Consider the following 22,393-nt stretch of genomic DNA (forward strand, 5'->3'; position numbering starts at 1 on the left):
ATCCTCAAAATGTTATGGCGGAAGCTGTCCGTATAGCTCCCGGTAATGACCAGGTACGATAGCACATTATATTAAACGGCATCGCCGTGAAAACCCAACGTTAACGAAGAAGCTGTATATGGCACAACAAGTTCAACTCACCGCAACGGTATCCGAAGCACAACTCGGACAACGCTTAGATCAGACTTTGGCAGAATTGTTCCCTGATTATTCACGTTCTCGCATAAAAGAATGGATCCTTAACCGTCGCGTCAGTGTCAACGGCACGATCGTCGACAAACCCAAAGAAAAAGTCTTAGGCGGCGAACGGGTCGCTATCGACGCTGAGATCGAAGAAGAGCAACGCTGGGAACCTCAGAATCTGCCGCTCGATATTGTTTATGAAGACGATGATATTCTGGTGATTAACAAACCACGGGATTTCGTGGTTCATCCTGGAGCGGGAAATCCTGATGGAACTGTGTTAAATGCGCTATTGCATCATTATCCAGCCATTATGGATGTTCCACGCGCGGGAATTGTCCATCGTCTTGATAAAGATACAACCGGTTTGATGGTGGTGGCGAAAACCATCCCGGCGCAAACGCACCTGGTTGAAACGCTGCAACTGCGTGAAATCACGCGTGAATATGAAGCGGTGGCGATTGGCACGATGACGGCAGGTGGTACAGTTGATGAGCCAATCAGTCGCCATTCAACCAAACGCACGCATATGGCGGTGCATCCGATGGGTAAGCCAGCGGTGACGCACTATCGCATAATGGAACATTTCCGTGCCCACACGCGTCTGCGTCTGCGTCTGGAAACCGGACGTACTCATCAGATTCGTGTGCACATGGCGCATATAAACCATCCGCTGGTGGGCGATCCGCTTTACGGTGGCCGCCCGCGCCCACCAAAAGGAGCATCGGATGCTTTCATTTCTACCTTGCGCAGCTTTGACCGTCAGGCGCTGCACGCCACGATGTTGCGTCTGTATCATCCCATTAGCGGTATTGAAATGGAGTTTCATGCACCCATCCCGCAAGATATGATCGCGCTGATAGATGCATTGAAAGCGGATACCGAGGAGTTCAAGGATCAGCTGGACTGGTGATGAGTTTAATTATTCCTGACTGGCCGGCGCCGTCTCGCGTGCGGGCCTGTTCTACATCCCGTCATGGCGGCGTTAGCACCGCTCCCTGGGCCTCGCTGAATCTGGGGAGTCATGTTGGGGACAAGCCAGCAGATGTCGCCTGCAATCGTCAACGACTGATCGAACTGGCAAGTTTACCCGCTATGCCGCAGTGGCTGGAACAGGTGCACAAAACAGATGTTGTTCGTCTGGCGCACAGCGGTCAGGATACGCCGCAAGCGGACGCCTGTATTACCAGTGAAACCGGCGTAGTGTGCGCAGTGATGACGGCGGATTGTTTACCGGTCTTGTTTTGCTCGGCTGATGGCTCGGAAGTTGCGGCTGCACATGCGGGTTGGCGAGGGCTTTGCGATGGTGTACTTGAAAACACGCTGGCGCAGTTTCGTGCTTCGCCCGATCAGGTTCATGTATGGCTTGGCCCAGCCATTGGCCCGGATGCGTTCGAAGTTGGCGAGGAAGTACGCAGCGCTTTTGTGACGAAAGACGCACGGGCTGCTGTTGCGTTTCGTCCTGTTGGCAGTAAATTCTATGCCAATATCTGGCTATTAGCCCATCAGCGTCTGCAAGCGGCAGGCGTGCGTTCTGTCAGTACGGAGACACGTTGTACCGTTAGCGAACACGAAAATTTCTTCTCCTTTCGTCGCGATGGAGTCACTGGCCGTATGGCAACTTTGATTTGGCTGTTATAACCTTAAGCCATAAGACGATCCGGTTAGTATGTTTTTTACTCTTATTTCAGGTCATTAACCTTGAAATTTTGAGGGTTGACCTCATTTAATCTCCAGTAGCATTTTGACCTGCAATGGGAGGAATCATGCGTCTGGATCGTCTTACCAACAAATTCCAACTGGCTCTCGCCGATGCGCAGTCCCTCGCTCTGGGACACGATAATCAATTTATCGAACCTTTACATCTGATGAGCGCGTTGCTCAATCAGGAAGGGGGATCGGTTCGTCCGTTATTAACCTCTGCAGGCGTGGATACTGCAGCATTACGCACGCATGTTGAGCAGGCGATTGATCGTCTGCCTCAGGTTGAAGGGACCGAAGGCGATGTTCAGCCCTCATCTGATTTAGTTCGCGTGCTTAATATATGTGACAAGCTGGCGCAGAAGCGTAACGACAACTTCATTTCATCTGAATTATTTGTTCTGGCGGCCCTCGATTCACGAGGTTCGTTGGCAGATCTGCTTAAGTCTGCTGGCGCAACCAACGAAAAGCTTACCAGGGCCATTGAACAAATGCGTGGAGGAGAAAACGTGAATGATCAAGGGGCTGAAGATCAGCGTCAGGCATTAAAAAAATTTACGATTGATCTGACCGAGCGGGCCGAACAAGGCAAGCTTGATCCGGTCATTGGCCGTGACGAAGAGATTCGCCGCACCATTCAGGTATTACAGCGGCGTACCAAAAACAATCCGGTGCTTATCGGTGAGCCTGGCGTGGGTAAAACAGCCATTGTTGAAGGCTTAGCCCAGCGCATCATTAATGGCGAAGTGCCCGAAGGCCTGAAAGGGCGTCGCGTTCTGGCGCTGGATATGGGCGCGCTGGTGGCAGGCGCGAAATACCGTGGTGAATTTGAAGAGCGCCTAAAAGGCGTATTGAATGATCTCTCTAAGCAGGAAGGTAATGTGATCCTGTTTATTGATGAGCTACATACCATGGTTGGCGCGGGTAAAGCTGATGGCGCAATGGATGCCGGTAATATGCTTAAGCCTGCGCTGGCGCGCGGTGAACTTCACTGTGTGGGCGCCACGACACTTGATGAATATCGCCAATACATTGAAAAAGATGCCGCTTTGGAACGTCGCTTCCAGAAAGTGTATGTGGCAGAGCCGAGCGTTGAAGATACTATTGCTATCTTGCGTGGCTTAAAAGAGCGTTATGAATTGCACCACCATGTGCAGATTACCGATCCGGCTATTGTCGCCGCGGCAACGTTGTCGCATCGCTATATTGCCGATCGACAATTACCCGATAAAGCGATCGATTTAATTGATGAAGCGGCGTCGAGTATCCGCTTACAGATTGATTCCAAGCCAGAAACGCTTGATCGTCTTGAGCGCCGTATTATCCAGCTGAAGCTGGAGCAACAGGCCCTGAAGAAAGAGTCGGATGATGCCAGCATTAAACGTCTGGAGATGTTAGAGACCGAGCTGGATCAAAAAGAGCGTGAGTACGCTGAGCTTGAAGAAGAATGGAAGGCAGAAAAAGCCTCTTTATCTGGCACGCAAAATATCAAAGCCGAGCTGGAACAGGCCCGTCTGATGCTGGAGCAAGCGCGTCGTTTAGGCGATCTGGGTCAGATGTCTGAATTACAGTATGGCAAGATCCCGGCGCTCGAAAAACAACTGGCTGCGGCGACGCAGGCTGAAGGTAGTTCGATTAAATTGCTGCGGAACCGTGTCACCGATGTGGAAATTGCGGATGTGCTGGCACGCTGGACCGGCATTCCGGTGGCGCGCATGATGGAAGGCGAGCGCGATAAACTGTTGCGCATGGAACAGGCATTACATGCGCGAGTGATTGGTCAGGATGAAGCGGTTGAAGCCGTCTCTAATGCTATTCGTCGTAGCCGCGCGGGCTTATCGGATCCAAACCGGCCTATTGGTTCGTTCCTGTTTCTTGGACCAACGGGTGTTGGTAAAACCGAACTGTGTAAGGCACTGGCAAATTTCCTGTTCGACAGTGACGACGCGATGGTGCGTATTGATATGTCTGAGTTCATGGAAAAACATTCGGTTTCACGTTTGGTTGGTGCCCCCCCTGGATACGTTGGCTATGAAGAAGGGGGATATTTAACGGAAGCGGTGCGCCGTCGTCCTTATTCAGTCATTCTGTTGGATGAAGTAGAGAAGGCTCACCCGGACGTATTTAACATTCTGCTACAGGTTTTGGATGATGGGCGTTTAACGGATGGCCAGGGGCGAACCGTGGATTTCCGCAATGCGGTTGTCATTATGACTTCAAATCTGGGATCAGATTTGATTCAGGAACGCTTTGGCAATCTCAACTATGGCGAAATGAAAGATATAGTTATGGGTGTCGTTGGACAGCACTTCCGTCCTGAGTTCGTTAACCGTATCGATGAAGTTGTGGTGTTCCATCCGCTGGCTGAGAAACATATTGCTTCAATTGCGCAGATTCAGCTGCAGCGGTTGTATAAACGCCTGGAAGAACGCGGCTATAAACTGCATATCTCCAGTGAAGCAATTAAATTGATTGGTGAGAACGGCTACGATCCCGTTTATGGCGCGCGTCCACTCAAACGTGCCATCCAGCAGCAGATTGAAAACCCGCTGGCTCAGCAGATACTTTCTGGCGAACTGGTGCCAGGCAAAACCATCGAAATGGACGTTAAAGACGGCGTGATCACGGCGCAACAATAATGTTCTTTCTTTAAAACGGGCCTCTGTGCCCGTTTTTTATGGGTAAAACAGACAAAATTGGCTAGGATCGCGACAATTGGTCTAAAAAATGAGCACTTGAGCGATTTATTGAAATTAGCGCTTGTCAGCCCGTAAGAACTCCCTATAATGCGCCTCCACTGACACGGCACACCGGCTTACGGTATGACGTGCTGGCAGGTTCGGGAGACTGAGCCGCCGGAGAAAAACTTCTCAGAAAGAGGTTGACTCTGCAGGAGGAAAGCGTAATATACGCCACCTCGCGACAGCCGGTTAAGCCGCTGTACGCACTGCTCTTTAACAATTTATCAGACAATCTGTGTGGGCACTCGCAGGATTGATATCAGCGTCTCCGGACGTAAAAAATATCAAGTCTCTGCTGAGTGAACACGTAATTCATTACGACGTTAAATTCACAGAGCATCGCTGCGCCGTTCTTTAATGAACGGTGTCAGCAAATCAGACTTTTAATTGAAGAGTTTGATCATGGCTCAGATTGAACGCTGGCGGCAGGCCTAACACATGCAAGTCGGACGGTAACGGGAAGAAGCTTGCTTCTTTGCCGACGAGTGGCGGACGGGTGAGTAATGTCTGGGAAACTGCCCGATGGAGGGGGATAACCACTGGAAACGGTGGCTAATACCGCATAATGTCTTCGGACCAAAGTGGGGGACCTCCGGGCCTCACACCATCGGATGTGCCCAGACGGGATTAGCTGGTAGGTGAGGTAAAGGCTCACCTAGGCGACGATCCCTAGCTGGTCTGAGAGGATGACCAGCCACACTGGAACTGAGACACGGTCCAGACTCCTACGGGAGGCAGCAGTGGGGAATATTGCACAATGGGCGCAAGCCTGATGCAGCCATGCCGCGTGTATGAAGAAGGCCTTCGGGTTGTAAAGTACTTTCAGCGGGGAGGAAGGGATGAGGTTTAATACGCCTCGTCATTGACGTTACCCGCAGAAGAAGCACCGGCTAACTCCGTGCCAGCAGCCGCGGTAATACGGAGGGTGCAAGCGTTAATCGGAATTACTGGGCGTAAAGCGCACGCAGGCGGTCTGTTAAGTCAGATGTGAAATCCCCGGGCTCAACCCGGGAACTGCATTTGAAACTGGCAGGCTTGAGTCTCGTAGAGGGGGGTAGAATTCCAGGTGTAGCGGTGAAATGCGTAGAGATCTGGAGGAATACCGGTGGCGAAGGCGGCCCCCTGGACGAAGACTGACGCTCAGGTGCGAAAGCGTGGGGAGCAAACAGGATTAGATACCCTGGTAGTCCACGCCGTAAACGATGTCGACTTGGAGGCTGTGCCCTTGAGGCGTGGCTTCCGGAGCTAACGCGTTAAGTCGACCGCCTGGGGAGTACGGCCGCAAGGTTAAAACTCAAATGAATTGACGGGGGCCCGCACAAGCGGTGGAGCATGTGGTTTAATTCGATGCAACGCGAAGAACCTTACCTGGTCTTGACATCCACGGAATCTGGCAGAGATGCCTGAGTGCCTTCGGGAGCCGTGAGACAGGTGCTGCATGGCTGTCGTCAGCTCGTGTTGTGAAATGTTGGGTTAAGTCCCGCAACGAGCGCAACCCTTATCCTTTGTTGCCAGCGGTTCGGCCGGGAACTCAAAGGAGACTGCCGGTGATAAACCGGAGGAAGGTGGGGATGACGTCAAGTCATCATGGCCCTTACGACCAGGGCTACGCACGTGCTACAATGGCGCATACAAAGAGAAGCGACCTCGCGAGAGCAAGCGGACCTCATAAAGTGCGTCGTAGTCCGGATCGGAGTCTGCAACCCGACTCCGTGAAGTCGGAATCGCTAGTAATCGTGGATCAGAATGCCACGGTGAATACGTTCCCGGGCCTTGTACACACCGCCCGTCACACCATGGGAGTGGGTTGCAAAAGAAGTAGGTAGCTTAACCTCCGGGAGGGCGCTTACCACTTTGTGATTCATGACTGGGGTGAAGTCGTAACAAGGTAACCGTAGGGGAACCTGCGGTTGGATCACCTCCTTACCTGAAGATACCTTCCTGCGAAGTGCTCACACAGATTGTCTGATGAAAACGTAAAGAAGCAGTAAAACCCCGGCAGGCTTGTAGCTCAGGTGGTTAGAGCGCACCCCTGATAAGGGTGAGGTCGGTGGTTCAAGTCCACTCAGGCCTACCAGATTTTTCCTCATTCTGCGTTATGGTTCCGGCCCGCATACGTCAGTATGTTTCGTGAAACCACGCCTTACCTGAGAAAGAATTGTGGTCACGGGTTTTACCTGTTCGGGGCTATAGCTCAGCTGGGAGAGCGCCTGCCTTGCACGCAGGAGGTCAGCGGTTCGATCCCGCTTAGCTCCACCATCAACGCACGTTGATGCCCGAAAAAACGTCAGAATGCATTTTCGAGTGCATTGCGACGTTTTACTGCTCTTTAACAATCCGGAACAAGCTGAAAATTGAAACGACACGCCGTGTTCATTCTCCGTAATAAGAATGAAATTAACGGTGTGTCCGGGTCTCAGCTTTGCAGTCTGCATGCGTAAAACGCCTGTGGGTTGTGAGGTTAAGCGACCAAGCGTACACGGTGGATGCCCTGGCAGTCAGAGGCGATGAAGGACGTGCTAATCTGCGTAAAGCGCCGGTAAGGTGATATGAACCGCTACAGCCGGCGATGTCCGAATGGGGAAACCCGGTGCACTCCGTGCATCATCGTAACATGAATACATAGTGTTACGAGGCGAACCGGGGGAACTGAAACATCTAAGTACCCCGAGGAAAAGAAATCAACCGAGATTCCCCCAGTAGCGGCGAGCGAACGGGGAGGAGCCCAGAGTCTGAATCAGCGTGTGTGTCAGTGGAAGCGTCTGGAAAGGCGCACGGTACAGGGTGACAGTCCCGTACACGAAGACACACAGGCTGTGAGCTCGATGAGTAAGGCGGGACACGTGATATCCTGTCTGAAGACGGGGGGACCATCCTCCAAGGCTAAATACTCCTGACTGACCGATAGTGAACCAGTACCGTGAGGGAAAGGCGAAAAGAACCCCGGCGAGGGGAGTGAAACAGAACCTGAAACCGTGTACGTACAAGCAGTGGGAGCACCTTCGTGGTGTGACTGCGTACCTTTTGTATAATGGGTCAGCGACTTATATTCTGTAGCAAGGTTAACCGTATAGGGGAGCCGCAGGGAAACCGAGTCTTAACCGGGCGACAAGTTGCAGGGTATAGACCCGAAACCCGGTGATCTAGCCATGGGCAGGTTGAAGGTTGGGTAACACTAACTGGAGGACCGAACCGACTAATGTTGAAAAATTAGCGGATGACCTGTGGCTGGGGGTGAAAGGCCAATCAAACCGGGAGATAGCTGGTTCTCCCCGAAAGCTATTTAGGTAGCGCCTCGTGAATTCATCTCCGGGGGTAGAGCACTGTTTCGGCTAGGGGGCCATCCCGGCTTACCAACCCGATGCAAACTACGAATACCGGAGAATGTTATCACGGGAGACACACGGCGGGTGCTAACGTCCGTCGTGAAGAGGGAAACAACCCAGACCGCCAGCTAAGGTCCCAAAGTCATGGTTAAGTGGGAAACGATGTGGGAAGGCCCAGACAGCCAGGATGTTGGCTTAGAAGCAGCCATCATTTAAAGAAAGCGTAATAGCTCACTGGTCGAGTCGGCCTGCGCGGAAGATGTAACGGGGCTAAACCATGCACCGAAGCTGCGGCAGCGGCGCGTAAGCGCCGCTGGGTAGGGGAGCGTTCTGTAAGCCGTCGAAGGCGGACTGTGAGGTCTGCTGGAGGTATCAGAAGTGCGAATGCTGACATAAGTAACGATAAAGCGGGTGAAAAGCCCGCTCGCCGGAAGACCAAGGGTTCCTGTTCAACGTTAATCGGAGCAGGGTGAGTCGACCCCTAAGGCGAGGCCGAAAGGCGTAGTCGATGGGAAACAGGTTAATATTCCTGTACTTGGTGTTACTGCGAAGGGGGGACGGAGAAGGCTGTGTCAGCCGGGCGACGGTTGTCCCGGTTTAAGCGTGTAGGCGTGTGTGCCAGGCAAATCCGGCACACTCTACGCTGAGGCGTGATGACGAGGCACTACGGTGCTGAAGTGACAGATGCCCTGCTTCCAGGAAAAGCCTCTAAGCTCCAGGTAACACGAAATCGTACCCCAAACCGACACAGGTGGTCAGGTAGAGAATACCCAGGCGCTTGAGAGAACCCGGGTGAAGGAACTAGGCAAAATGGTGCCGTAACTTCGGGAGAAGGCACGCTGGCGCGTAGGTGAAGGGACATGCTCCCGGAGCTGAAGCCAGTCGAAGATACCAGCTGGCTGCAACTGTTTATTAAAAACACAGCACTGTGCAAACACGAAAGTGGACGTATACGGTGTGACGCCTGCCCGGTGCCGGAAGGTTAACTGATGGGGTTATCGCAAGAGAAGCTCCTGATTGAAGCCCCGGTAAACGGCGGCCGTAACTATAACGGTCCTAAGGTAGCGAAATTCCTTGTCGGGTAAGTTCCGACCTGCACGAATGGCGTAATGATGGCCAGGCTGTCTCCACCCGGGACTCAGTGAAATTGAACTCGCTGTGAAGATGCAGTGTACCCGCGGCAAGACGGAAAGACCCCGTGAACCTTTACTACAGCTTGACACTGAACCTTGAGCCTTGATGTGTAGGATAGGTGGGAGGCTTTGAAGCGTGGACGCCAGTCTGCGTGGAGCCATCCTTGAAATACCACCCTTTAATGTTTGATGTTCTAACGTAGGCCCGTGATCCGGGCTGCGGACAGTGTCTGGTGGGTAGTTTGACTGGGGCGGTCTCCTCCTAAAGCGTAACGGAGGAGCACGAAGGTCAGCTAATCACGGTCGGACATCGTGAGGTTAGTGCAATGGCATAAGCTGGCTTGACTGCGAGCGTGACGGCGCGAGCAGGTGCGAAAGCAGGTCATAGTGATCCGGTGGTTCTGAATGGAAGGGCCATCGCTCAACGGATAAAAGGTACTCCGGGGATAACAGGCTGATACCGCCCAAGAGTTCATATCGACGGCGGTGTTTGGCACCTCGATGTCGGCTCATCACATCCTGGGGCTGAAGTAGGTCCCAAGGGTACGGCTGTTCGCCGTTTAAAGTGGTACGCGAGCTGGGTTTAGAACGTCGTGAGACAGTTCGGTCCCTATCTGCCGTGGGCGCTGGAAAACTGAGGGGGGTTGCTCCTAGTACGAGAGGACCGGAGTGAACGCACCGCTGGTGTCCGGGTTGTCACGCCAGTGGCACTGCCCGGTAGCTAAGTGCGGAAAAGATAAGTGCTGAAAGCATCTAAGCACGAAACTTGCCCCGAGATGAGTTTTCCCTGACCCTTTAAGGGTCCTGAAGGGACGTTGAAGACGACGACGTTGATAGGCCGGATGTGTAAGCGCAGCGATGCGTTGAGCTGACCGGTACTAATGACCCGTGAGGCTTAACCTTACAACGCCAGAGGCGTTTTAGAGAGACCCGGTTTTCAGCTTGGTTCACGGACTGGTTCACGTGGTTGCCTGAGGGTGACGGCGTGAATAAAACAGAATTTGCCTGGCGGCCGTAGCGCGGTGGTCCCACCTGATCCCATGCCGAACTCAGAAGTGAAACGCCGTAGCGCCGATGGTAGTGTGGGGTCTCCCCATGCGAGAGTAGGGAACTGCCAGGCATCAAATAAGAGAAAGCCCTTTGCATATGCAAAGGGCTTTTTTACGTCCGGTTCCCGGACCGTTTTAACGCGATAAAAGCCAGCTCTGTCGGTTTCCTGCAAAATACAATTGCGCGAAAGTAAGGTTTTTAATTTGCTATAAATTGCATGTATTACAAGCAAATAACCGGTCATGTCACAATTTGAAATATGAGAGCTAATTTTCTTTCCGGTCACCCTTAACAAATGCTCTACTCAATTCCTTGACGCTGCTTATCAGTAAGGAAAAGAGGCAAAGCATGACAGACACAATTAAAAGCCAAAGCGGCGAAAATCCGCATCCTGCTTCTACTAAAAAACGCATTTGGGCCATTGTTGCTGCCTCATCAGGCAACTTAGTTGAGTGGTTTGATTTTTACGTATATTCCTTCTTCTCTTTGTATTTCGCGCACATTTTCTTCCCCAAAGGCGATACCACCACACAGTTGCTGCAAACGGCGGGCGTATTTGCTGCGGGTTTTTTGATGCGCCCAATCGGGGGATGGCTATTTGGTTATATCGCCGATCGCCATGGACGGAAAAAATCGATGCTCACCTCTGTATGCATGATGTGCTTTGGCTCGCTGGTTATTGCATGTTTGCCGGGTTACGAAAGCATTGGTATTGCTGCCCCAGCCATTTTGTTACTGGCGCGTATGTTTCAGGGATTATCGGTTGGTGGAGAATATGGCACCAGCGCAACTTATATGAGCGAAGTCGCGCTCGAAGGACGTAAAGGCTTTTACGCCTCCTTTCAGTACGTCACGCTGATCGGGGGGCAACTGATGGCGGTGCTGACAGTAGTCGTATTGCAGTTTGTTCTGAGCGATGAGCAACTACACAGCTGGGGGTGGCGAATTCCATTCTTCTTTGGGGCTGCATTAGCCATTATTGCGTTATGGCTGCGTCGATCGCTTGACGAAACTTCAGATAAACAAAGCCGGGAACACAGAGACGCGGGGAGCGTTCGTGGCTTGCTACGTAATCACACCCGAGCCTTTCTGATGGTGTTAGGTTTTACCGCTGGCGGCTCACTCAGTTTCTATACTTTCACTACCTATATGCAAAAATATCTGGTGAACACGGCAGGTATGGATGCGAAAACGGCCAGCGGTTTAATGACGGGCGCCTTGCTGGTCTTTATGCTGCTACAGCCCGTTATTGGCGCTTTGTCGGACAAAATTGGTCGACGTGGCTCAATGATGATTTTTGGCGCGGGCGCGGCGATTTGCACTGTTCCGGTCCTGACGCTACTGCAAAATGTGCAAAGCCCGTGGATCGCTTTTCTGCTTATCATGCTGGCCTTATTTATCACCAGCTTTTATACCGCTATCAGCGGCATCCTCAAAGCTGAGATGTTTCCCTCACAGGTCAGAGCATTAGGCGTAGGACTATCTTACGCGGTTGCGAATGCCATTTTTGGTGGCTCAGCAGAATACGTGGCGCTATTGATGAAACAACAGGGGATTGAAACCACTTTCTTTTGGTATGTTTCGGCGATGGGCGCGCTGGCGTTTTTGGTGGCTTTAATGCTTCACAAACGCGGTAAAGGGATGCAACTCTGATATTACTGGCTCAGATTCCATAAGGCGATGCCGCCTGTCGCGCCTGCGACATCCCAGGCTAAGTCCTTCCAACTCCAGCCGCTGCCATTGGCGCGGCTGTCAAACCACTCTTTGCCGACGCCGAAACTCAGAGAAAACATCATGCCAACACTGCTGCTTTGACGAGCAGAAAGGTGCTGACGATCGCCATATTCACTGCCAGCCGCTGCTAAAGCGGCGGAAGCAAAAAAGTGTTCAGCTTTATCCTGACCTGTCCAGCGGTCATCAGCGACATGTGCGCAGCCGCTACAAAGCAACACAGTTAATAACAAAATACGCATACATTTTCCTGAAAAAGCCCACAGTGGGCTTGAATCAAAGAATACGACTAATCAGGCGATCAATACGAATGCGGCGAAGGCGACGAATAAGTTTACGTACCTTGGCGGGGTAATCAGCAATACTCTCCAGCTCGCGAAAATGCTTCACAATGGTTGTATGTTGACGAATCAGCGCGAGCTCTTTTTCACGTTGCTCTGCAAGTTGTTGCAAAGGATCATGAATCAGAACCGCATTTTCGAGATCGAGTCGCCAGGCGCGTGGGTTAAGGTTATTGCCGGTAATGAGCTGCCATTCATCGTCCACCCATATGCCTTTCAGGTGATAACTGTTTTCACCATCCTTCCACAAGCGCACCACTAACTGATCATTACTGACGTAATATTGCAGACGGCTCAAAAAACGGCGTAGATTAATTTCGTAGAGATAGGGCAGAGCGCCGATAATCTTGAATGGCTGATCTTGCGGGATATAAAAATCATTAGCCGTTTTATCACCTACGATGATCTCAACCTGCCTTCCCTGACGCAGCAGATGAATGATATTGCGCACCAAAATTGCCGGCAGGTTAAAGTAAGGCGTGCAGATAGTCAGCTTTTGTTCGGCACACGGCATTAAATGAAAGATGGTTTTGTTTAACAGACTGCGTTTGCCAAGGCCAACCAGCGGCGTCACAGTTAACTCTTCATTGTGACCGTTACCTTCAAACTGGTAGTTAAAACCCCGCAGATCCTGGCGGAACTGTCGCGTTTCATTTTTAATTTCCGGGCTGGAAGGGCGTTCGGCATAATCCAGACGATTTACTGCTTCCGCCTGTTTTAAATGGACGTTTATCCATTCATACAAGGTGTCGGCCAGCGCTGGATTACGAATCACCTGATAGCGATCGTAGCGGTATTTATCATGCTGATGCAGATAAACATCGTTCAGGCTGGCACCGCTATAAAGCAACGTATCATCAATAATAAAGCCTTTCAGATGCAGTACGCCCAGCGCCTCACGGGTATTCACCGGAATGCCATAAACCGGAATAGCAATGTCCGCATGCTGTGTAGCCATTTCGCAATACCAGTCAGCATTAGTCAGTCCACGCGCTGCACCAATCCGCCCACGCTGTGCACGATGCCAGTCAACCAGGATGCTAATAGTTAATTGTGGGCGTGCTTGTTTCGCTGCATACAATGCATCCATAATGGCGCGACCGCCATCATCATTTTCCAGATAGAGCGCAACGATACAAATGCGGGAATGTGCTGTCGCGATCATTTCCAGTAGCGACTGGCGGAATTCGGCAGGCGAGTAAAGGGTCGACATATCCGAAACGGATTGTGACAGTTTCGGCAGCTGTGCGAGGTGTTGTTGGTGTTTATTGCGTTTAAATTTAGACAACATCGCAGTGCACTTCTTCTCTGTTTATTGCATGGCCTTTTGCCATCAAATCATGGTCATAACGATACATAATAACATCAACCACGCCGATCCGGGTGATTTTTACCTTTCTCTACAAGGTTAGCTGATGCCATCCTGTAGCGACAATTTCAGGCTGACAATACCTTCATCCAGTTGAATATCAACATGAAAACCCAATTTCCTCGCCAGGGTAATCATGCCGCGATTATGTGGCATAGTGATACCGTTCAATTGTTGCAGGCCATGATCGCGAGTATAGCGAATCATCTTTTCCAGCAAACGTCGTCCCATTCCCAGGCCTTTCAGATCGGAACGAACCAGCACCGAAAACTCCGCATCAATATTATCCGCGTCTGAAATAGCCCGCGTGACACCAATGATTTCAGGCTGTCCGTGATGTTGCCGTAACGCAATAATGGCCATTTCCCGGTCATAATCAATTTGAGTCATATTGGCGAGATCCTCGTGAGTGAATTCATTGATCTCGCTGAAATACCGGTAATAAAGATCCTCCTTTGTAACCTGACTAATAAATTCACGCAGCAGCGGTTCATCTTCAGGCAAAATTGGCCGAAACAGGCAAGCCTGACCATCTTTCAGCTCAACCTGTTCCTCGAGATGTTGTGGATAAGGCCGAATCGCCAGTCGTGCTTCGTTATCGCCGCTGAAAGGCGCAAGATTAAGCGTGACGTCGAGTAGAGTGAAATCATGGCCGGATGCCAGTAACGGATGGATGTCGAGCCGTTGAATTTCCGGGCAATCCACCACCAGGTTGGATACCTGCACCAGTAGCTGGCTCAAGCCCGCAATATCAAGAGGATTCAGGGCGCTACGGCTGCGTAATTTGCCATTTTTAATCGCCTGAATAACCTGATAACGTGCCAGCGTCATATTTAACGGTGGCAGCGCGACGGTGGCTTGTTTATCCGCTTGCCATTCAACGCCACCTTCTCCCAGCATAATAACGGGACCGAAAAGCGGGTCATGTTCCACCACTATACGTAACTCTTGTGCTCCCGCGCGGTTCGCCATGCTTTGTACCAGTAAACCTTCGATGCTCGCCTGTGGGACGTTTTGTTTCACGCGATCAAAAATAGCATCCGCTGCGGCTTGCACTTCTGTGGCGTTACGTAAGTAGAGCATTACGCCTTGTACATCTGATTTATGGGTAATGTCTGGCGAACGCAGCTTCAGCGCCACTGGATAGCCAATTTGTTCGGCAATGACGACTGCCGCGGCGCTATCGCTGGCAATCCATGTTGGCAATGTTGCTAAACCATAGGCTTCCAGTATCGGATGCACTTCATGTGTATCCAGCGACGTAATGCCCTTTTCCAGCGCCTGTGATAACAGCAGATGCGCTTGCTCAGTATCTTGCGTCAGGCTGGCGGGCAAGGCAGGCGTTTCGCGCAGTTGCTTTTGGTTACGACGATATTCAACCTGATGCATAAACGCCGTTACCGTACCTTCCGGGGTGCGCCAGGTTGGAATGCCTGCCTGCGTAAAAGCACGGCGGGCGGCCAGTGATGAAAACTCGCCGCTCCAGTTGGTTAACAGCGTAACCAACTTACCACGGGGATGCTGCGCAATCGCGCTAATCAATCGCTCCGCCGATTCCGTGGCGGGTGCGACCGCGCTGGGAGCGTGAATAATCATCAACGCATCCATTTCATGACTATTCAGCAGAATATTAATGCAGGCTACGTAACGTTCCGGCGTCGCATCATCTTTTAAGTCGAGCGGATTACCGTGCCCCGTGCCTTCTGGCAGCACTTCTGCCAGCTGCGCCAGGGGTTCTACGCTGAGGGTCGCCAGCTTGCCATTGCGCGCATACAGTTCATCAAGCGCCAGCGCAGCCGGTGCCGCGCCATTGCTGACAATCATTAACCGCTCCCCACGCAGCGGGCGCATATGGCTCAATGATTCTACGGCCGTAAATAGCTCATGCGTGTCCTGCACGCGCAACAACCCGGCGCGTTGAATCGCTGCATCCCAGGCTGCATCCAGACCACTGTGCGTACCAAGTAAGGCTTGCGCCTGATGGCTGCGACCGCTTTTGATCACCAAAATGGGTTTGTTACGCGACGCGCTGCGTGAAGCCGAGACGAAGCGACGCGCATCGCTGAGATGTTCAAGATAAAGCAAAATGGCGCTGGTTTTACCGTCGCGCGCAAGAAAATCGAGCAGATCGTCAACGTCGGTATCCAGGCTGTCGCCTAAAGCGATAAACCATGAGAATCCCAGGTTACGCTGTTGCGCCCAGTCCAGAATGGTATTGGAGACGGCTGCAGACTGCGAAATAAACGCGATGCGGCCTTTCCCGATTGGCACTGGCGAGAAGCTGGCGTTCAGCCCTTGCCAGGGCGCCAGCAGGCCTAAGCTATTTGGACCCAGCAGACGGATCTGCCAACGGCTGGCGCAAGCCTTGAGTTCTGCCTGCTGGCTGGCTGGCGCGGAGAGAATAATGCAGGCTTTGCAGCCTTTTTCACCGAGCTGTTGCAGCAGCGCCAGATTGCGCCGGGCATGGGTGCAGATTACCGCAAGATCGGGGGCGAAAGGCAAACTTGCGATAGTGGGCCAGGCGAGAACGCCGCTGACCGCTTTGTATTTTGGTGTGACCGGCAACACCGGGCCGCTGAAGCCGCCCGCGAGTAAGTTGCGCAGCATAATATACCCGGCACGTCCGGGCTTTACTGAGGCGCCAATCACCGCAATCGATTTAGGTCGTAACAGTGCTTCCAGTCCGCGTTGGCTCATCGTGCTCTCCAGAGCTGAGGTTTTGCGTGAGTGTAAACGCTTTTTAGTCAGCTTGCCGCCTGGCAGATCGCAGGCTGCGTAACACAATCAACTTTCTGTTTGATGGCAGGGATGATGCGGTTTGCCCGCCAGGTAAGCGGCGCGGAATTTTTCGAAGTGATTAAGCAGCGCCTCTGCTGCCTGATGATCGCCAGCTTGCTCTAATAACGCCGCCGCCACTTCAGCGGTACAGTGCTGACCTTCGCCATGTGCCTCACGCAGGCTATAGCGCGAGGGCGTATTAACATTCAGCGACATCACTGGCAACGCATCCAGCCACGGGCTTTTGCGAAACATCTTACGAGCCTCGCTCCAGGTTCCATCCAGCATAATAAACAACGGCGGTTTACCGCTAAGTGGCGGCGCAGTTATCACCTCGCGGTCCGGCTCGGCGTAGCTGGCAGGAAACACCACCAGCGGCTAATAATCAGGGGGGGCGACGGCCTGCAATAACAAAGCATCCGGTTCGGTTCTTGACCAGCCGAATGCCTGAGTTTCCGGCAGAATATCGGCAATCAGGCGTCCAGTATTACTGGGTTTCATCGGTTCTGTATCAAACATCACCAGGCAAAAACGGCTACGTGCTGATTGCGGCTCAATGGAGGCGCACAGGCAAAGCTTTTCAGGCAGTAAACATCCCTGACAGCGCAACACGCGGTTACCGCGGGCAAGAAAAGGGCGTGTGGCACGAGCCAGGCGGTGCGCGCGCAGACGCAAGACGGCATTTTCAGACATGATTTTTCGGAGCAGGGAAAACGACAGTGTAATCGAAGCGCAGAAAAAAGGAAAAGGCCAGCGTGGCTGGCCTTAAAGCATTAGAGCGACTCGTCAAGCCACTCGTTAAAGGGTGCTTTCGGCATCGCACCGTTCAGCATATCGACCATTTCGCCGTTCCTGAACAGCATAATGGTTGGAATGCTGCGAATGCGAAAGCGTGTGCTTAAAGACGGTTCGGCTTCAGTATTCACTTTAATAAAGCGTACCTGGCCGCTGCGTTCGCCAGCAATCTCTTTAAAGACCGGCGCGAAGTTTACGCAAGGACCGCACCACGGCGCCCAAAAATCCACAACTACTGGCAAATCGTCCTGCAGATATTTGTCCAGGGTCGCTGCGGTGGCACTGATCACTTCGCCGTTAAACAGCTCATTGCCACAACGGCCACATTTTGCTCCGTCGGCAAGTCGTTCTTGTGGAACGCGATTAGTTGCCTGACAGGAAGCGCATACCGTATTCATAGGAACCTCTGATGTTGAAACATGTCAGTCTGGTAAATATTGTCCATTATGAAAGAGGGAGCAATACCGCTCAATTTGGATTTCCCAATAGGTTCAATAGTTGATAGCTAAGCGCTTGCACATCAGGTAATCTTCGCGCTCTCAATGCAGGAGGAAGAAATGAACGACGAATTTAAAGGCAAAAGCGGTAAGGTCAAAGTGATGTATGTGCGTGGCGAGGATGATAAAAGTGCGCGTGCGCCAAACCCTCGTACCGGCAAAGGTGGCCGTCCCGCTGCCCGCCAGCAAGATAATCGTCGTACTTCTGGCCCTCGCACTGAGCGTAATGAAGAAACTCGCAATGCGGGTCGTCGCAGCGATCGTAATGACGAAGGTGGCCGTCGTAATGAGCGCTTTGATGACAGCCGCAAATCAGGCGGTAACAGCGATTCACCATGGCGTACCGTTTCGCGTCCGCCAGTTGAAGCGGATGATAACAAGCCCGATCACGGCGGTATCAGCGGCAAAAGCTTCGTTGATCCGGCACAGATTCGCCGCCAGCGTTTAGAAGAGACCCGCGTTTACGGTGAAAATGCCTGCCAGGCGCTGTTTCAGAGCCGCCCGGATGCGATTGTGCGCGCATGGTTTATTCAGAGCGTAACGCCGCGCTTCCGTGAAGCGCTGCGCTGGCTGGCGGCAAACCGCAAAGCCTACCATGTGGTAGATGATGCAGAGATCACCAAAGCCTCGGGTACGGAGCATCATGGCGGCGTCTGTTTCCTGATCAAAAAGCGCATGGGTATGGCGGTTTCAGAATGGCTACATCAGGCCGACGCGAGAGATTGTGTATTAGCGCTGGAAGATGTCAGCAATCCGCACAACCTCGGCGGCATTATGCGTAGCTGCGCCCACTTTGGCGTAAAAGGGTTGCTGGTGAATGACGCGTCGCTGCTGGAATCAGGTGCTGCTGTACGTACCGCTGAAGGCGGGGCTGAGCACGTGCAGGCTATCAGTGCTTACTCTTTCAACGAGGGGCTCGAAGCATTCCGCAAAGCCGGTTATACCATTGTCACCACTTCAAGCCATGAAGGTTCGCCACTGGCGAAAGCAAAACTGCCCACCAAAATGGTGCTGGTGTTAGGTCAGGAGCGCGAAGGTCTGTCTGATAGCACTTTCCAGCAGGGCGATATGAGCGTCTCGATTGGTGGAACGGGCAACGTGGAAAGCCTCAATGTTTCGGTTGCTACCGGCGTATTGCTCGCCGAATGGTGGCGTCAGAATGCATAAAAAACGGGCCTGAATGGCCCGTTTCGCTTTTATATTTAGTGCGCACCACCGCCGCCGCCCGCACCAAATGGCGGGCGGGCGAACCAGATCAGCACCAGCAAGACCAAAAATACCCCCGCCGAGGCCCAAAAGATCTCATTAGCCGAGATGATCAATCCCTGATTAGTAATCTGCTGTGCAATATAGGCCGACGCTTGTTGATGCGTCATACCCATCCCTTCCAGCTGAGTGTACATTTGCTGTGAATTGGTACTATAGGGCGTCACCGATTCCGACAAATAGCTGTGATGCATTGATTCGCGATCGGTCCACATCGTAGTGGTGATCGAGGTGCCAATGGAGCCAGCCAGCGTTCGCACAAAATTGGATAAGCTTGATGCCGCCGCCAGCCTGTCCGGTGTCAGACCTGACAAGGTAATGGTAGTCAGCGGCATAAAGAAACATGCCACCGCGAAGCCCTGAATAAATTGCGGCCATGCCGACGCGCCGAAATCCATGCCAGGCTCAAAGGTGTAAGCGCGCCAGTAAAAACAGACGGCATACATAATAAAACTGAACGTGACCAGATGGCGCATATCCAGCTTATTGGCGAAGCGGCCAATAATGGGCGACAGAATAACCGGAAGTATCCCGACCGGCGCCGATGCCAGCCCCGCCCAGGTTGCCGTGTAGCCGTAGACTTCCTGCAAGAGCTGCGGCAATAAGACAATAGAGCCAAAGTAGAGCATATAGGCCAGGCTAATCGACAGGCAGCCAATCGTAAAGTTACGCGATTTAAACAGCGACAGATCGACTATCGGATGGTCATCGGTTAGCTCCCATACCAGCAATATCGCCACCGCAACCACCGCGATGATAGTCAGGACGATAATTTCCGTCGAGCTAAACCAGTCCAGCTCTTTGCCGCGGTCAAGCATGACCTGCAAACAGCCGATACCCACCACCAGCAGCACCAGTCCGACGATGTCGATGGGACGGATTTCTGTTTTGGTCTCGCGGCCACGCAAGGTTTGTAGCGTCAGCATCACGACCACGGCGCCAATAGGCACGTTGATGAAGAAAATCCAGCCCCAGTGATAGTTATCACTGATCCAGCCACCGAGTATCGGGCCGCAAATAGGCGCAACGATCACGGTCATCGCCCACAGCGACAAGGCAACGCTACGCTTTGCCGGAGGATAATTGCTCAGCAGCAAACTTTGTGACAGCGGGATCAGCGGACCTGCAACAATGCCCTGGATAACGCGAAAGAAAATAAGCATTTCCAGGCTTTTGGACATGCCGCACGCCCAAGAGGCGATAGCAAACAGAATCGTCGCCCAGGTAAACAGTTTGACTTCACCAATGCGTTTTGCCAGCCAGCCGGTGATCGGAATCGAAATGGCGTTCGCCACCCCGAATGAGGTAATAACCCAGGTGCCTTGCGAGTTCGATGCGCCGAGATTACCGGCGATAGTGGGAATTGCCACGTTAGCAATGGTCGAGTCCAGAACCTGCATGAACGTCGCCAGTGATAATGCGACGGTCATTAAGACCAGCGGCATCCCTTCAAGCGGTTTGTGTGCCATTACAGCCTTCGCTCCTTTATCCGGCGTTGGCGCGGACAATATCGGTGATCAGCTGATTAACCGGCGTAAGATCAATCGCCAGCGCATTGCTGCTATAAGCCGCCTGCTGACGCACGCTGGTAGCCAGAGCACTGCCGTCTGCGACGCTGGTATCGATTTTCACTAAGGTTGAAAGGCCAATACGCAGCGGATGTTGAGCAATGTCTTGCTGCTCCAGTTCAATACGCACCGGCAGGCGCTGAACCCCTTTGATCCAGTTCCCGGTCGCATTTTGCGCAGGCAGCAGAGAGAAGGCGCTGCCGGTATTCATATCAAGGCCAACCACTTTGCCGTGATAAACCACATCGTCACCGTAAATATCCGCCACTACCGTTGCGGGTTGGCCGATGCGCACGCCTGCCAGCTGCGTTTCTTTAAAATTGGCGTCTACCCACAAGTGAGTTGCAGGCACTATCGCCATCAGCGGCGTACTGGTGTCGATCTGCGAGCCAACCTGCACGCTACGGCGAGAAACATAACCCTCCATTGGGCTACGAATATCAGTGCGTTGCAGTGCCAGCCAGGCATCACGCAATTCCGCAGCGCTCTGTTTTACCGCCGGCTGATTTTCCAGCGAGGTCTTCAGAATCATTGCCTGATTAGCATTGTATTGCTGTTCGGCTACATCAAGCTGAGCTTTGGCCGTAGCCACTGCGTCACGCGAATGTTGCAGTTCTTCACGACCAATCAGGTTAGAGGCACCTAGCGGCTCACGGCGTTTCAGATCGGCCTCTGCCTGTTCCAGTGCGGTTTGCTGCAGTTTAATACTGGCCTGATATTGCTTACCGTTAATCATAAGCTGATGTGTTTGACGCACGCTGGTGGCTAATGCGGTTTGCGCTTTCTCAAATGCTTGCTCGGCATCGGTTTTGTCCAGTGAAACCAGCACATCGCCTTTTTTGACGAAATCAGTGTCATCGAACCACACCTTGTTTACGCTACCTGAAACCTGTGCCATGACCTGCACCTGATTACCCGCAACGTAAGCGTCATCCGTTTCCTGATAATGACGCAGCACCAGGAACCAATAAACCAGCCAGGCAATACCGAGCAGCACGAATATCACCATCAGCCCAATTAACACCCCTTTGCGCTTTTTCTTTTTATTACCAGTCTGTTGCGGACTTTGTGCTTCTGCTGTTGCACTCATGTCATTCTCCACGTTTTCCATTTTATCGGGGTGCGGAGATCCATTCTCGCAAATGCCCGAGTCAAAAAAGGCCAGCGACTGAGCGCTGGCCGGACAAAAAGGAAATTAAGGTAACGGTTTCGAAAGGTGATTGTGTCGCACTTCTTGCTATTAACGCGACAGCGAGGCGATAAGTTGTTCTTCGTCCATTTTATCTAAGCGGTTAAGCAACTTACGGGTTATTCCTTCCAGCTGCGATTTTTCATCCACTGACAAAGAGGACCATAAATATTGCAGACTCTGATGCTGGGGCGGCAACACCTGACGCAGAAAATCGTTACCTTTTTCGGTCAGGTGTAGATGCAGACAGCGGCGATCGTGCTCGCTTTCACGGCGTTCAATCCAGCCGCGTTTCTCCAGCTCATCGGCAATGCGCGTTGCATTGGTGCGAGATGAACCCAGCGCTGCACTCAACTCAGAGGGTTGAATGCTCTGGTTTTCCTGTGCATCCAGCGTAATCAGAGCCATAAACAAGGTTTCGTTAATTCCCTCCGCCTTGAGCATCTTGTTGCGGTTATCTAACAATTTGCCCTGCATATGCATGCACAGGCGCGTCAGAATGATCTCCTGCAACGGGAAATCTTTATGGCGGTTAGCACGGATGTTTAACATCTGTTCAATGGGAGTAAACGAACTTTCCATTTAAAAAACCTCACTAATTGCAACTAGTATAATAACCATTGTGACAGGTTAAGCGTAGGCAGATTTTCCGCTCGTGACTGTTCACACTATCACTCTGTCAACGTCAGGCGATTCCAGGTCAATCCGTAACCCTGGGCGCGAAA

The 22,393-nt window shown here is 52.3% G+C and carries 12 protein-coding genes, 2 tRNA genes, 3 rRNA genes and 1 pseudogene; 10 read left to right on the forward strand and 8 right to left on the reverse strand.

What is annotated here, in order from left to right; translation table 11 throughout:
• The first annotated feature begins 118 nt into the window (after window positions 1-118).
• The 9 genes from rluD (at window position 119) to H2P46_RS07510 (ending at window position 11,787) form a co-directional block, all read left to right on the forward strand.
• On the forward strand, window positions 119-1,096 hold the full coding sequence (gene rluD / locus H2P46_RS07470; RefSeq protein WP_193404522.1) for a 23S rRNA pseudouridine(1911/1915/1917) synthase RluD: 978 nt from the start codon (window positions 119-121) through the stop codon (window positions 1,094-1,096).
• Window positions 1,096-1,824, forward strand: a complete 729-nt coding sequence (gene yfiH / locus H2P46_RS07475; protein ID WP_193404523.1) for a purine nucleoside phosphorylase YfiH — start codon at window positions 1,096-1,098, stop codon at window positions 1,822-1,824. Before rluD ends, yfiH begins: the two co-directional genes overlap by 1 nt.
• A gap of 113 nt (window positions 1,825-1,937) precedes the next feature.
• Window positions 1,938-4,523, forward strand: a complete 2,586-nt coding sequence (clpB, locus tag H2P46_RS07480; RefSeq protein WP_193404524.1) for an ATP-dependent chaperone ClpB — start codon at window positions 1,938-1,940, stop codon at window positions 4,521-4,523.
• Between the two features lie 486 nt (window positions 4,524-5,009).
• Window positions 5,010-6,551, forward strand: a 16S ribosomal RNA gene (locus H2P46_RS07485).
• 74 nt (window positions 6,552-6,625) lie between these two features.
• Window positions 6,626-6,702: transfer RNA gene (locus H2P46_RS07490), tRNA-Ile, on the forward strand.
• A gap of 106 nt (window positions 6,703-6,808) precedes the next feature.
• A tRNA-Ala gene (locus H2P46_RS07495) sits at window positions 6,809-6,884 on the forward strand.
• 200 nt (window positions 6,885-7,084) lie between these two features.
• Window positions 7,085-9,987 (forward strand): 23S ribosomal RNA (locus H2P46_RS07500).
• A 101-nt stretch (window positions 9,988-10,088) separates the two neighbouring features.
• Window positions 10,089-10,204 (forward strand): 5S ribosomal RNA (gene rrf / locus H2P46_RS07505).
• Together the 16S, 23S and 5S rRNA genes with 2 tRNA genes alongside form the textbook arrangement of a ribosomal RNA operon.
• Before the next feature lie 278 nt (window positions 10,205-10,482).
• Window positions 10,483-11,787, forward strand: coding sequence for an MFS family transporter (locus H2P46_RS07510; RefSeq protein WP_193404525.1), 1,305 nt, complete (start codon window positions 10,483-10,485; stop codon window positions 11,785-11,787).
• A 2-nt stretch (window positions 11,788-11,789) separates the two neighbouring features.
• On the opposite strand, the gene H2P46_RS07515 is transcribed toward H2P46_RS07510, so the two are convergent.
• The 5 genes and pseudogenes from H2P46_RS07515 to trxC form a co-directional block, all read right to left on the reverse strand.
• A complete protein-coding gene (locus H2P46_RS07515; RefSeq protein WP_193404526.1) occupies window positions 11,790-12,107 on the reverse strand; it encodes a YfiM family lipoprotein in 318 nt (105 codons plus the stop codon).
• A 34-nt stretch (window positions 12,108-12,141) separates the two neighbouring features.
• The gene (pssA, locus tag H2P46_RS07520; protein ID WP_193404527.1) at window positions 12,142-13,497 is read right to left on the reverse strand and encodes a CDP-diacylglycerol--serine O-phosphatidyltransferase; all 1,356 of its coding nucleotides are present in this window, start codon (window positions 13,495-13,497) and stop codon (window positions 12,142-12,144) included.
• Window positions 13,498-13,614: 117 nt separating this feature from the next.
• Complete coding sequence (locus H2P46_RS07525) at window positions 13,615-16,272, reverse strand: bifunctional acetate--CoA ligase family protein/GNAT family N-acetyltransferase (RefSeq protein ID WP_193404528.1); 2,658 nt, start codon at window positions 16,270-16,272, stop codon at window positions 13,615-13,617.
• Between the two features lie 87 nt (window positions 16,273-16,359).
• Window positions 16,360-17,046: pseudogene (locus tag H2P46_RS07530) on the reverse strand (tRNA-uridine aminocarboxypropyltransferase).
• 80 nt (window positions 17,047-17,126) lie between these two features.
• Window positions 17,127-17,546: a thioredoxin TrxC gene (gene trxC, locus H2P46_RS07535; RefSeq protein ID WP_193404529.1), complete on the reverse strand. Its 420-nt coding sequence runs from the start codon at window positions 17,544-17,546 to the stop codon at window positions 17,127-17,129.
• A 159-nt stretch (window positions 17,547-17,705) separates the two neighbouring features.
• Here trxC and H2P46_RS07540 point away from each other — a divergent pair, with 159 nt between their 5' ends.
• Window positions 17,706-18,812: a tRNA/rRNA methyltransferase gene (locus H2P46_RS07540; RefSeq protein ID WP_193404530.1), complete on the forward strand. Its 1,107-nt coding sequence runs from the start codon at window positions 17,706-17,708 to the stop codon at window positions 18,810-18,812.
• Window positions 18,813-18,847: 35 nt separating this feature from the next.
• Here H2P46_RS07540 and emrB read toward each other — a convergent pair whose 3' ends face one another.
• The 3 genes from emrB to mprA all read right to left on the reverse strand — a co-directional run bounded on the left by emrB (window position 18,848) and on the right by mprA (window position 22,250).
• Entirely contained in the window at window positions 18,848-20,380 is a 1,533-nt protein-coding gene (gene emrB / locus H2P46_RS07545; protein WP_193404531.1) for a multidrug efflux MFS transporter permease subunit EmrB, read from the reverse strand.
• 16 nt (window positions 20,381-20,396) lie between these two features.
• Window positions 20,397-21,569: a multidrug efflux MFS transporter periplasmic adaptor subunit EmrA gene (gene emrA / locus H2P46_RS07550; protein WP_193404532.1), complete on the reverse strand. Its 1,173-nt coding sequence runs from the start codon at window positions 21,567-21,569 to the stop codon at window positions 20,397-20,399.
• Window positions 21,570-21,719: 150 nt separating this feature from the next.
• On the reverse strand, window positions 21,720-22,250 hold the full coding sequence (gene mprA, locus H2P46_RS07555; protein ID WP_193404533.1) for a transcriptional repressor MprA: 531 nt from the start codon (window positions 22,248-22,250) through the stop codon (window positions 21,720-21,722).
• Between the last annotated feature and the right edge of the window lie 143 nt (window positions 22,251-22,393).

This window comes from Mixta mediterraneensis, assembly GCF_014946725.1.
GTDB classification, from domain to species: domain Bacteria; phylum Pseudomonadota; class Gammaproteobacteria; order Enterobacterales; family Enterobacteriaceae; genus Pantoea; species Pantoea mediterraneensis.